The organism is Flagellimonas marina (assembly GCF_042651185.1).
Classification (GTDB): domain Bacteria; phylum Bacteroidota; class Bacteroidia; order Flavobacteriales; family Flavobacteriaceae; genus Flagellimonas; species Flagellimonas marina.
This window is the reverse complement of sequence record NZ_JBHSCL010000011.1, coordinates 35,119-48,523: the sequence shown is the minus strand read 5'-3', so window position 1 is coordinate 48,523 and position 13,405 is coordinate 35,119. Positions and strand designations below refer to the sequence as shown.

Here is a 13,405-nt window from a genome sequence, read left to right as displayed (position 1 = left end):
TTACCGTAAGACTTAAGGAAAGTTCATCCCAGCTTGATGAAGTTGTCGTTGTAGGTTATGGAACTTCCACAAAAAGGGATTTAACCGGAGCGGTGGCCTCAATAAACTTGGAGGATGCGAACATTGCTCCAAACACCAACGTGCTCCAGGCCATTCAAGGAAGGGTGCCTGGAATAAACATTGGCGCGGTAAGTGCCGCGGGTCAGGCACCTTCTTTATCCATCCGTGGGCAAAATTCACTCTCCGCAAGCAATGATCCTCTTTTGGTAGTTGATGGAATTATTTATCCGGGATCATTGAATGATTTTAGTGCTGCTGATATTGATAAAGTGGATTTTTTAAAGGATGCCAGTGCAGCTGCCGTTTATGGGTCTAGAGCTGCTAATGGGGTAGTGCTTATCACTACCAAAATTGGGAAAGGTGAGGCCGGAAAACCCAATATCACTTTCAATACATATGGTGGAGTACAAGAGGCCGGAAACCTGCTTGACCTAATGAATGGCACACAGTATACTCAAAAAGTCATTGATTGGGGACAAGCTACAGGACAAAGCATTGATGAATCGAATGTAGCTGATTTTCTTCAAGATAACGAAATTGATAATTTCAACAATGGAAGGGAAGTAGATTGGTATGATCAGCTTTTAAGTACTGCTGCTATCCAGAATTATGAGTTGGGAATATCCGGAACTACAGGAAAGACGAATTACTATATGTCAGGGACCTTCACTAATCAAGAGGGTGTGAGAAAAGGAGACGACTTCCAAAGAACAACCGTCAGAGTGAATCTTTCCAATGACATAACCGATTGGTTAACTATAGGTATCAATTCTGCATACACGCACAGTGACTTTTCTGGTCAAACAGTAGCTTTCGGGAATAGTGTGCTTTCCAGCCCATATGCCACGATTTTCCAGGTCGATAATCCTGATGAATATGAGACATTTCCTCAGACAGATCAATTGTTGGCAAACCCTTTTTTGCCTTTGTTGAATGATGACGTGGATAAAAGCGATAATTTGTTTGCCGTGTTTAACGTCGGCCTTAATCTTCCAATAGATGGGCTCACTTATAAATTCAACTATTCCAGAAACCTGCTCTTTGATCGAGAATCCAGATTTCAATCAAGAGATCGAGCTGGGTTGGAAAATAATGGTATTGCCACCAAATTCAATAGCTTAACAGATAGCTGGTTAATAAATAATATTCTAGATTATTCCACCACAATCAATAAAGTGCACAGAGTAGGTGCAACAATGGTATACACTCGAGATTTTCAAGAGTATGAAGAAACTGAAGTTGAATCAATTGGATTTGATGCTAAGATATTGGGCTTCAATGCGGTTGAATTAGGTGAGGTTCAAACAGCAGCTTCAGGAGCAAACGATCAATCAAATGAAGGGTTTATGACTAGGGTTAACTACGCTTATGACAATAAGTATTTGTTTACAGGAACTTTCAGGAGAGATGGTTTCTCTGGTTTTGCGGTCAACAAAAAATTCGCAAATTTCTTTTCAGCATCCTTGGGCTGGGTAATTTCAGAAGAGTCTTTTATGAGTGATCTCGATTGGCTATCATTTCTTAAGCTGAGACTATCATACGGTGAAAATGGTAACCAGGGATTGGGATCTTATGGTAGCTTAGCTCAAGTCGCCAACTCACAATACGTTTTCGGTGATGGGAGTGGAACGTTTAGTGGTCAGTTTGTATCAACCATAGCCAATCCAAATCTGGAATGGGAAACCACAAGATCAACCAATTTAGGAGTCAATTTCAATCTTTTCAAAGGAAGGTTTTCCGGAGATTTGGATTTTTATGTTTCTACAACGGATAACCTCATTGTAAATAGATCATTATCGGCTTATACAGGTTTTACTAGTACACTTACGAACCTTGGTGAAATCCAAAATAAAGGGGTAGAGCTTTATCTAAACTCCGTAAATATTGAGAAAGAAGATTTTATCTGGGAGACTGGATTTACCTTTTCACTTAATAGAAACGAGATTGTGTCCCTCTACGGAGAGGATGTTGATGGTGATGGGATAGAAGATGATGACATAAATGAGGGATGGTTCATTGGAGAGTCTATTGATGCCATTTTTGATCTACAATTAGATGGTGTTTACCAGATAGGTGACACTGATATTCCAAATCGTTATCGCGAAGGTGACTTTAGAATCATCGACGCGAATGAAGACGGCGAGATAAGTGCGGATGACCGGGTGATTGTTGGAAACGAACTTCCAAATTACCGATTTGGCATTACCAATTCTTTAAAGTACAAAGATTTTACCCTAACGGCATTCATCAACTCCGTTCAGGGTGGTAACGGGTGGTACATGGCTGATAATAGGGCGTTGAATCCGAATACATTTTTTCCAGGTAGGGCCAACATGGTAAACATTCCATACTGGACTCCCGATAATCCAACTAATGAATTTCCAAGGATAGACTATAGACCAAGAAACCAGCATCTTTTTCTTCAGGACAGAAGCTTTGTTAGGCTTCAGGATGTAACGATATCTTATGATTTTTCAAACTATTCATTCGTGAATAATTTGAAAATTGAAAAGCTCCGTGTTTATGCAAGTGGAAAAAACTTAGCTACGTGGACCAATTGGACAGGTTATGATCCCGAATTGGGTACCACATTGAGTGGTACTCCTATTATAAGGTCTTATATTTTAGGTGTTGAGATTGGTTTATAATAATTGTGTTTGATTAAAGAAAAATAAAATGAAAAGATATCATATAAATTTAATAATGACTGCTCTATTTGTCTTAACAGTGGCAGGTTGTAGCGATGAGTTTCTGGAAGAAACACCTAGAGACTTTTTCACGTCAGATAATGCCTTTTTGGAACCTGCCGGTTTTGAGTTTGCAATAGTAAACCTTCATAAAAATGTGAGGGATATATATACAAGGTCTGATGGAACTGGGCCTCATGTTTTACTTGGTTTAGGTTCTGATTTTGCTGGTTTTGGAGAAAACTTTGTAAGTGGTCCTCGAATGAATTATGAAGCTCTTGGGCCGGATGACAACTTGGCAACTTCTATTTGGGAACAAATGTATGAAATTGTTAAAAACGCAAATGTTGTCATTGAACGATCCGAGAATCCGGATATCCAATGGGAAGCTGACACTCAAAAAGATGTATTAGTGGCAGAAGCTAAGTTCTTTCGAGCTTACGCCTATCGAATTTTAGTACAACTGTATGGTGGTGTACCTATTGTTCGTAACGAAATTGGGGTGGTAACTAATAACCTTTTGCGTGCATCCAAGGCAGAAGTCTATGCTTTTATAGAGGAGGATTTGTTAGCTGCAATTGAAGATTTACCAGAGGTGACAGAGATCCTTCCGGGTAGAATACCTCGAGCAGCGGCCTATCATTTGTTGACAGAAGCATATGTTGCCACTGAGCAATGGCAAAATGCGATTGATGCCGCATCGGAGATAATAGATAATCCGAATTACGCATTGATGACCTCAAGGTTCGGAACCAGGGCAAGTGAAACCGGAGATGTTTATTGGGATCTGTTCCGAATAGGCAATCAAAATAGAACTAGCGGAAATATGGAAACCATATGGGCACTACAGGCTGAATTTCAGACGCCCGGTGGTGGAGGCGAAACTGGAGCCAGGGGCTTTACACTGGAGAGGGCCTGGGGTTCAAGATACCATTCGCTTAAAGATCCGAATGGAGCCAACGGTTTTACGCTAAGTGACCAATATGGAAGACCTGTAGGGTGGTGTACACTGACTGACTATGTCGCTTATGATATTTGGGATATCGATCAGGACGGCGTATATGATACTGATATGAGAAACTCTTCTAACAATATTCACCGATACGAGCGTGGAGATTTTGTGTACAATAATCCTGATTCTGATTTTTTTGGTCAGGTAGTTGATCTGGCAACTGTCGAGACCCAGGCGGAGAGGTTCTGGTTTCCCTATTTCATGAAGAATACCACTCCAAATAACCATCCCGGAGAAATAATTAATACTGGTAGGATTTGGAGAGACCAGTATTTGATGAGATTGGCCGAGACTTATTTGTTAAGAGCTGAGGCACATCTTGGAAATGGAGATCAGTCGAGTGCAGCGGCAGATATTAACATGGTTCGCAATAGAGCCAATGCGACACCAGTGGCAGCAGCAGATGTTAATATCAATTATATATTGGATGAACGTGCAAGAGAGTTAGCTATGGAAGAGTTCAGAACGTTAACCCTACATCGCCTTGGGCTACAATACGAGAGAACACGTGACTTGAATATATGGGCTGGTCCTACTATAGCAGCTCATAATAACTTATGGCCAATTCCACAACGTGAAATTGACTTGAATACAGGAGCTGTTTTGGAGCAAAATCCTGGATACTAGGTAACAGTTCATTTTAAACTTGATACCGTGGCAATTTGCCACGGTATCCTTACAGTGGCCATAATAGATGACTTTCGCGATTCCAAATCTTTGTTCAAGGACTCTTCCCGGCAGACTTGGGGTTTGGTTGTGTAAATCGAACAGACTAGATTTTTTTTAAAATACCATAAAATGTCAAAAACTTTCATAAGAACGGTAGTTCTAACACTCATGTTATTTTCATTTTTAAAAAGTTACTCTCAACGAGATGATTTTACCAATGCTGCTGATTATGGTTTTTCACCGGAAGCCACAGGAATAGAGAATGTAAAGTCGCTTCAAGCAGCCTTGGATCAAGGCGGCAATGTTATTGTGAGCAAACCGGGCACCTACAAGGTGGCCGGTACCTCTTACATAGGAAGCAATACCTCCATAGAATTTGCAAAAGGTGTAATTCTTCAGAAAGTGGATGAAGAAGGGGCTTTTTCCCATGTGTTGCTGAACAAAGGTGCACTGACCCGAACATGGGACGAGCATATTTCAGTCAAAGGACTTCATGTTAGTGTGAATGGTGTAGTTAAGCGCTACAATGAGGTCTTTGGGTTAAGAGGTCAGCTGGCCTTTTTCTATGTAAAGGATTTACGGATAGAAGGTTTCAGGTGCTATGATATCGAGGGAGTTCAATTTAGCATTCATGTATGCACGTTTGAGGATTTGCTCATTGATGATACGATACTTGTGGGTGATAAGGACGGTATCCATTTGGGGAGAGGTAATAGATTTAGAATTTCAAATGCGACCTTCCAAACTTTGGATGATGCACTTGCACTCAATGCCCATGATTATGCCAATTCTAATCCGGAAGTAGGTTGGATTGAGAATGGGGTAATCGAAAATTGCAATGACCTGTCGTTAGGGGGACAGCCTATAGTTGGCTACTTCTGTCGGATTTTAGCCGGAGGCTGGGTGGATTGGAAAGAAGGCTTGGAGCTACAAAATGCCGATGCGGTGGTCTCCAATGGTCGAATCTATAGGGTCGATGGTTTGGGAGATAATGGAAAGCCAATCAAGGGAACTTGGACAACCAAAACCAGACCAACACATGAAGAAGGAACTGTGGTGCTGGATGGAATCAAATGGGTTATGATGCAAGATGATGTGCAGTATACGGCAGGAGTTAGAAACGTAGTATATCGAGATATTTTCCTGGAAAAACCCAGGTCATCTTTTTCAATCCATTTTGACAATAGCAGCTGGAGTAGATCCTATTATCCTGGAGCTGATATTCCTCAACAAGAACAACTTTTGTTCGATAATGTGAAGGTATTACATGATGGTGACTTGCCCTTCATAAAAGTAAATACTCCGGTGGATGTTTTCACCATCACCAATTGCAGTCTGAGAAATTCGGGTATACTTTTTCATGGCAAGAAGGGTTACGTTCCTGATTACGGAAAGACTTTTGTCAATTTCTATGGAAATACTCTCAATAAACAAGGTGAGATGAATTTCCTTGAGAATAGAGTTCCTGGTAAGGAAATTATTCTCAAAACTGTCAACAATATCGAAATATCTGATGACTTCAAGGCGGTAATCGACAAAGGAGAAGGCAAATTCAAAATAGATTCAGATTTAACTGGGTTGAAATAAAGTCAAAAGGAAAAAATCATTTATTCAAATGAGAAATAGAATACTTAGAGTACTGTTTTTTTGCCTCGTTTTATGTTTCAATGACCATCAGGTTCAGGCGCAAGTAGATCTTCCATCAATATTTGGAAGCAATATGGTCCTTCAACGAAACACTGATGTTTCTATTTGGGGTAAGGGTTCTGCAAAGAATGAAATAACAGTTACAACTTCTTGGAATGGAAAAGCCTATGAAACCAAAACTGATAAAGAAGGCAACTGGAAACTGAAAGTTAAAACTCCAGAGGCTGGGGGTCCCTATCAAGTGAATATTGCGGATGGCGATGAAACAGTGATTCTTGAAAATGTGCTGATAGGAGAAGTTTGGATATGTTCCGGCCAATCCAATATGGAGTGGGAGCTAATCAAAACAGGAACACCAACATTTCCAAGTCCTAATAATTTAGTGCTTGAGTCCAGCAACCCGTCCATCAGATTGCTAAATATCGAACACAATATGAGCTATGTTGCTCAAAGTGATTTTACTGGACTTTGGAAAGAGTGTGGGCCTGAGTCATCTGGAAACTTTAGTGCTGTTGGTTATTATTTTGGCAAGATGTTATTCGAGTCCTTGAATGTGCCAATTGGCTTGATTTCTTCTAACTGGGGTGGGACAAGAATCCAGGCGTGGATCGATGAACAGGGTCTAAGATCATTTGATCCCTCAATTTTAGATGATCGTTCCAAAGGGGACAACCAAAATAGATCCTGTGTATTGTTTAATGCCATGATCAATCCAATGTTGGACTTCAAAATTCGTGGAGTGATTTGGTACCAGGGGGAGAGTAATACAAGAGAGGCCAAAATTTATGATGATCTGATGGAGATTATGGTTAGTCGCTGGAGAGAACGATGGGGTATAGGTGAATTCCCGTTCTACTATTGTCAGTTGGCTCCCTTTGATTATAACAGGCCAGCAATTAATTCAGCTTTTTTGCGAGAGGCTCAATATGAAGCATCGAAACGAATACCAAATTCTGGAATGGTTTCATTGATGGATTCAGGTGAAGAAAAGAATGTTCATCCCAACAATAAAGAAATAGCCGGTCAGCGACTTGCTTATTTCGCTTTAAAAGAAACTTACGGAGTTAAAGGGATAGTCTGCAAAGGGCCGGAACTCGACAAAATCACCATTAATGGCTCTGAGGTAAATCTGACATTTAAATATGATGATGGAGGCCTTACCAATTATGGTAATGGTTTTAATCTGTTTGAATTGGCGGGTGAGGATAAGCGATTTTATCCTGCTTCTGCCAAATACAATAAGAAGACAAAGATTATGGAGTTGTCATGCCCTAATGTCAGCAAACCTATTGCGGTGCGATATGCATTCAAAGATTTTGTGGTAGGTGACATATTTAATAGATATGGTATACCAGCATCGTCATTTCGAACAGATGGTTGGGAAGATGAATAAACAGTAGTGAAAATGCACGGAATAATTATTAATCCCATTCTCATGAGAAAAGCTAAGTTCAACATCCAAAAGTTTATACCAATAGCTCTGCTTATTGTTGGATTACAAAGTTTGGCTCAGGACAAACCTCTGAATCTAAATAAACCTGAACGGGAAGCCTGGTTCACTGAGTTGGGTTTCGGAATGTTCATCCATTGGAGCATGGATGTTCAACTAGGGATGGTTATCAGTCATAGCATGGTTGGTGCCTCAGATGACTATCTGGATAGATATGTAAATCAGCTTCCTAAGACCTTCAATCCAGATCAGTTTGATGCCTCTGAATGGGCAAAAGCCGCTAAGCTAGCAGGGATGAAGTATGTGGTTTTCACCACCAAACATCACAATGGATTTTGCATGTTCGATACCAAAACCACTGATTTTGATATCATTAACACTCCATATGGAAAGGATATTACCAGACAAGTGGTTGATGCTTTTCGAGCAGAGGGATTGGCTATTGGTTTCTATTATTCCCCTGATGATTTCTATTTCTTGTATGATCAAGACACACTGATTTCTAGAGATCGACCGGAAGCACTCGCCTCAGGTAATAAAGCATTGAATAAGTATGTGAAGGAACAGATGCGAGAGCTGATGACCAACTACGGTAAGATTGATATCATTTTCCTGGATGGTAGAGAGCAATACGCCAAGACCGAATTAGCTAAAGTTTGCTGGAAAGTTGACCCTAATGTGATAGTCACAAGGGGAGCAATGGAAACACCTGAGCAGTTTACTCCTGATCAGCCATTGCCAGCACCTTGGGAAGCTAATTATACCTTTGGAGATCAGTGGCAATACAGGCCATCCAATGAAAATTACAAGACAGCCAATGACTGTATCAGAAAACTGATTGATATAAGAGCCAAAGGAGGAAATTTCCTACTCAACTTCGGTCCGGATGAGAAAGGCCGGTTTCCGCAAGAGCAAGCTGCAGGATTGAATGAACTGTCTCTTTGGATGTTTATCAATCAGGAAGCCTTTGTTAATACAGAGCCTTTGGATATTGTCAGAGAGGATAACATCTGGTTTCTAAAGGAGAAAGGCCAGAATACGATCTATGCCTTTCTGATTGAAGAGTCATGGCCATTCGGAGAGCGCAAGGTTCGCACAATCAAATCGCTGCAAGCAGGAAAGAATACCAAAATATCTGTGCTTGGGCAGAACAGCCTAGTGCTGGAATATAATCCTGACACTGATCCTGAGCCAACGATTAAAAATACTGCTACCGGCCTGGAAATATCTGTGATGCGTTCCCATAGGATTTACAACGATCGCAAATGGCCAAATCCAATTGTCGTAAAGCTAGAGGATGTATCATACAAACAATCACTTAATAAGTAACATGAAAATAAAAACAATAAGTATTCTCTTTGCTGTCTTCATCCTTCTAACTTTTGGATGTCAACAGCCTTCATATGTCAAGGCTCCATTTACTGAATTGGACACGCTGGCAGTCAATGATTGGTGGAACCGTCCTGATAATCCAATCATTAACCTCAAGGTAGAAAGGAAAGATGTGATTGCCTTTGGTATCTACACAGTTTCTGATGCGACGTTAAAGCTGAGTGCCCAGTTATATCCACTTTATCCAGAGGAGACGAGAGAGGTACGCCTTGAAATTCTAAAGGAGAACCAATGGACGGAAATTCAAAAGCAAAATGTCACGGAGTTAGGCTGGTCTGCCTTGTTCAGAGTTGAAAACTGGGATCAGTCTGTGGATGTAAAGTATAGATTGCTCCATGGAAAAGAAGCAAGGTTTGAAGGGTTGATTAGAAAAGATCCCACAGAAAAGGACGTAATATCTATTGCCGCTATGTCATGCAACAGCCGAAAGGATAGAGGAGACAGAGAAAACTATGTGAGAAACATTAATCATCAGGATCCTGATATGGTATTTTTTGCTGGGGATCAGTCGTATGATCATAAAGAGCATACTGCCGCATGGCTTAAGTTCGGAATGCAATTCAGAGAGGTGTTTAGAAATCGTCCATGCATCACTATACCTGATGATCATGATATTGGACAACCCAATCTGTGGGGTGAAGGAGGAAAAAAAGCATTAAGAAAACAGGGTGATGACGGGGGATATTTTTATCATCCAGAATATGTGAAAATGGTAGAAAGATGTCAGACTTCACATTTACCTGACCCCTATGATTCAACTCCTGTGGAACAGGGAATTGGGGTCTACTACACCAGTTTTTTGTTCGGAGGGTTAGATTTTGCAATAATAGAGGATCGTAAATTTAAGTCAGGACCCAGTGGTAAGGTTCCACAAAGTGGTTCACGGCCGGATCATATCAAAGATCCTAATTATGATCCATCGTCTGTTGATTTGGAAGGGTTGGAATTGCTTGGAGATCGTCAGGAAAAGTTTCTAAATGATTGGGCTGATACAAATCCGAATTCTATAAAAGTAGTGTTATCGCAGACAGGTTTTTGTGGAGGCGCACATGTGCACGGCAACCCAGAAAATAGGCTGCATGCGGATATGGATTCAAATGGTTGGCCCCAAAAAGGAAGGAATCGAGCATTAAAAGCAATCAAAAAAGCAGGAGCTGTTCATATTGCTGGTGACCAGCATCTGGCTACAGTCGTTCAGCATGGTATCGATGAGTTTGACGATGGCCCTTGGGCTTTCGTGGTGCCAGCTATCATCAATGATATATACAGTCGATGGTGGTGGCCTGAGGACGAAAAAGGAGGGAAGAATTCGAATGAGGTACTTCCCTGGACAGGTCAGTATCTGGACGGGTTTAACAATAAAATTACTATGCATGCTTATGCTAATCCGGAGACCAGCTCAAACGGAGAAGGATATGGTCTCATAAAATTCAATAAGACCAAACGAGCAGTTACGTTCGAATGCTGGCCAAGGTTTGAAGACGTGACTAATGAAGATGCTGAGCAGTTTACGGGATGGCCTATTATGATCCAGCTATGAATTCAATTTTAAGAACAACATATGCGATTTACATTTAAATACCATATCATCTTATTTATCTCATTGAGCATGTTATTCGCTTGCTCCAATATTGAGAGTGACCCCCTAGGTGATAAGATAGACCTAACAACTGATAAACTAGAAAATGTGCTTGTGTTGAGCACTCCTGATCCGAGTGATGAATCCCTTCGTGAAATAATACTGCCAGAGTTTGAAAAGTTTGTTCATGTAGCGGCTGACTCTAACCAATTTCGTTGGATTGGCGCAAGCAACAGAATGTTCCCATGGGTTGGAGGCAAGGAATTGAAATCCATTTTTGAGCCTAAAGATCCGGTTCCTCCCAGAATCCCACAACCCAACAGAAGGGCACTGACAATGCTTTTTCAGTTGACCAATGGTAACTATTTAACGCTACTACCGCTAGCTGGAGACGTGAGTATTAGCTGGTTGGAAATCACTGAAGATGGTAGGCTAGTGCTCGATTATGGAACACTGGGCACACAGTCTGTTCCTCAAGATTCAAATGTTCCATTACTGGCATGGTATGAATCTGAGAGCATGTACGAATCGCTATTCAAAACCTGGGAGCTTGTATTAGAGCATAAAAGCAAATTTGCCAGTGCATCGTTGCGAGATACAAAAGAATATTCCGAGCCTTTGAAGTATTTGGGTTGGTGTACTTGGGAGCAATACAAAAAGACAATCAATGAGGAGATTCTTGTCAACGCAATAGACAATATTGAAAAATCAGGAGTTCCGGTTAGATGGTTTTTGATTGACGATGGTCATCAAAATGATAAGAAAAACAAGCTTATTTCTTATGAGCCCAATTCTGAAAAATTTCCAAATGGATGGGATCCGATTACCTCCAGAAAATCAGACGATGGGATCAAATGGATGGGAATCTGGCACGGTTTCCTGTCACATTGGAATGGGGTTCATGTTGATCATACCATGCCAGGATTGTCCACTTTCCTTATGCCAAACCCTAAACGAGAAGATGGATTGCTACCCAAGGACGACATGGAATCCAGTCAGGCCTTTTATGATTATATGATCTCTACACTTAAGGATCAAAACTTTGATTTCATGAAAACCGACAATGTTTCAAGGTCTACCATCGAGTACTACGGATCAGCAAATCCGGCCATGGCCCAAATGCAAAATGTACTGTCTTTGGAGGAGGCTTGTTTGGAGCAGGGTTTTGGCTTGATGAATTGCAGTGCGCAGAATACGATAGATATGCTGAATGCAAAAAGTAGTGCAACCATGCGCACCAGTCCGGACTACATCAAGCACGATCTGGCCACTTCAAAATCGCAAATCCTACAGTCGGTTTTCAATGTGTTATGGTTGGGGCAAACCCTATGGCCTGATCATGATATGTTTCATTCCTCAGATACAGAAGTGGGTGAAACGATGGCCGTGACCAAAGCACTGTCCGGTGGGCCTATTTACCTTTCAGATGATCCTGCAGAATTTAATTCTTCGGTAATTGAACCGCTAAGCTATGATGATGGAAAACTTATTAGGCCATTAGCCCCGGGAGTTCCAATGACCAGTTCCATTTTCAATGATGCCTTGTACGAAAATCAGGAAGCCTATAAAACAATAGCCCCCCTTAAAAATGCATCCTGTGCTATTGCTGCGTACAATCTCAGCGTCACAGCTTCAGAGCCTTTGATGGGAAAAATTGACAAATCAGATTATAAACAGGCAGGGGCCATGATTCAACCTTTTGCCGGACTCTGGGAGCAGCCCGAAGAAGGATTGGTCATTTATGACTGGAACAGTCAGCAGGGACAAGTTCTGAGCGAAGAAGGGCTTCAATTTGAGATCGACGGGTTTGGTCATAAGCTGTTTTTGTTGATTCCTATCATAGAAGGTTGGGCAGTTATAGGGAGAACTGATAAGTATTTATCACCATCTACATTTGAGATCCAAGAAACAACAGATAATGAGTTGACATTAACAATGCATGAGTCAGGAGACATTGTGTTGTATTCGTCAACCGGCGAATTACAATCCGATCATTTTGATCTGATGTATTTGGGAAATGATTTTTACAAAGCGGCCCCAAAAGAAGGAGTTGAGTCTGATAAATTTAAAATTTCACGATGATTGATTTTTTGAGGAGACTTGCCTTTATGTGTTTTCTGGTTGTAATGATTTCGTGCTCGTCCAACCACTTTAACAATTCGAAGCGCAATACATGGGTTTTTATCATGGCAGGACAATCGAATATGGCAGGTAGGGGCTCATTGGAAGCCCAGGATTCTTTAACTAACAAAAAGGTTATAACAATAGATAGCTTGAATAATTGGATTCCTGCACGTGAACCGCTACACTTTTATGAAAAAGGTGGTCTGGATTGTGGAATGAGTTTCGCTCAAACACTCTTGAAAGATACTCCAAGAAACGTCACTATTGCTATGGTGCCGTGTGCGGTGGGAGGTAGTTCTGTCTTTCAATGGCTAAATGACAAAGAGCATCGTGGAGTTAAGCTTTTGAGCAACTTCAAAGAGAAGGTTGAGTTGGCCAAAGCGAAAGGGGAAATTAAAGGAATCTTATGGCATCAGGGTGAGAGCAATGCCAAACCCAATGATTTTCCCGTATATCAAGATTCCTTGCTTGCATTGTTTGATGTATTTAGGTCTGAGATAGGTAATGCTGAATTGCCCATCATGATGGGGGAATTGGGCCACTTTGCACAGCCAAAGGAAAAGGCCGAATACTTTAGTAAGATCAATCTCATTTTAGCCGACCTGGCAAAGGAAGAAGAGTATTGCTATTTGATTTCTTCAAAAGGTTTGGACCACAAAGGAGATAACCTGCATTTTAATTCTGCTGCCCAGCGAGAACTAGGGAGAAGATATGCCGATGCCATTCAAAGTATATTAATTAACGAACACAAATAATCTATGAGAAACAGAACTACAACAGCACTA

At 41.0% G+C, this 13,405-nt stretch carries 8 protein-coding genes; all 8 read left to right on the top strand.

Annotated features, from left to right (window positions below; all coding sequences use genetic code 11):
- The coding region (locus ACFOWS_RS18045) for a SusC/RagA family TonB-linked outer membrane protein (protein WP_379767722.1) at positions 1–2,708 on the top strand (2,708 nt) is incomplete at its 5' end.
- A gap of 28 nt (positions 2,709–2,736) precedes the next feature.
- Positions 2,737–4,386 (top strand): RagB/SusD family nutrient uptake outer membrane protein, encoded by a 1,650-nt coding sequence (locus ACFOWS_RS18040; protein ID WP_379767719.1) that lies wholly within the window; start codon positions 2,737–2,739, stop codon positions 4,384–4,386.
- A 171-nt stretch (positions 4,387–4,557) separates the two neighbouring features.
- Positions 4,558–6,015, top strand: coding sequence for a hypothetical protein (locus ACFOWS_RS18035; protein WP_379767716.1), 1,458 nt, complete (start codon positions 4,558–4,560; stop codon positions 6,013–6,015).
- 28 nt (positions 6,016–6,043) lie between these two features.
- Positions 6,044–7,468: a sialate O-acetylesterase gene (locus ACFOWS_RS18030; RefSeq protein WP_379767713.1), complete on the top strand. Its 1,425-nt coding sequence runs from the start codon at positions 6,044–6,046 to the stop codon at positions 7,466–7,468.
- A 42-nt stretch (positions 7,469–7,510) separates the two neighbouring features.
- A complete protein-coding gene (locus ACFOWS_RS18025; RefSeq protein WP_379767709.1) occupies positions 7,511–8,854 on the top strand; it encodes an alpha-L-fucosidase in 1,344 nt (447 codons plus the stop codon).
- A 1-nt stretch (position 8,855) separates the two neighbouring features.
- On the top strand, positions 8,856–10,457 hold the full coding sequence (locus tag ACFOWS_RS18020) for an alkaline phosphatase D family protein (RefSeq protein ID WP_379767706.1): 1,602 nt from the start codon (positions 8,856–8,858) through the stop codon (positions 10,455–10,457).
- 21 nt (positions 10,458–10,478) lie between these two features.
- Complete coding sequence (locus ACFOWS_RS18015; protein ID WP_379767703.1) at positions 10,479–12,578, top strand: Sip1-related alpha-galactosidase; 2,100 nt, start codon at positions 10,479–10,481, stop codon at positions 12,576–12,578.
- The gene (locus tag ACFOWS_RS18010; RefSeq protein ID WP_379767700.1) at positions 12,575–13,375 is read left to right on the top strand and encodes a sialate O-acetylesterase; all 801 of its coding nucleotides are present in this window, start codon (positions 12,575–12,577) and stop codon (positions 13,373–13,375) included. Before ACFOWS_RS18015 ends, ACFOWS_RS18010 begins: the two co-directional genes overlap by 4 nt.
- The last annotated feature ends 30 nt before the right edge of the window (positions 13,376–13,405 follow it).

What these genes read in the sequence shown, in the direction of transcription:
- ACFOWS_RS18040 (WP_379767719.1), top strand. Translation starts at nt 2,737, where the DNA reads ATGAAAAGATATCATATAAATTTAATAATGACTGCTCTATTTGTCTTA.
- ACFOWS_RS18035 (WP_379767716.1), top strand. Translation starts at nt 4,558, where the DNA reads ATGTCAAAAACTTTCATAAGAACGGTAGTTCTAACACTCATGTTATTT.
- ACFOWS_RS18030 (WP_379767713.1), top strand. Translation starts at nt 6,044, where the DNA reads ATGAGAAATAGAATACTTAGAGTACTGTTTTTTTGCCTCGTTTTATGT.
- ACFOWS_RS18025 (WP_379767709.1), top strand. Translation starts at nt 7,511, where the DNA reads ATGAGAAAAGCTAAGTTCAACATCCAAAAGTTTATACCAATAGCTCTG.
- ACFOWS_RS18020 (WP_379767706.1), top strand. Translation starts at nt 8,856, where the DNA reads ATGAAAATAAAAACAATAAGTATTCTCTTTGCTGTCTTCATCCTTCTA.
- ACFOWS_RS18015 (WP_379767703.1), top strand. Translation starts at nt 10,479, where the DNA reads ATGCGATTTACATTTAAATACCATATCATCTTATTTATCTCATTGAGC.
- ACFOWS_RS18010 (WP_379767700.1), top strand. Translation starts at nt 12,575, where the DNA reads ATGATTGATTTTTTGAGGAGACTTGCCTTTATGTGTTTTCTGGTTGTA.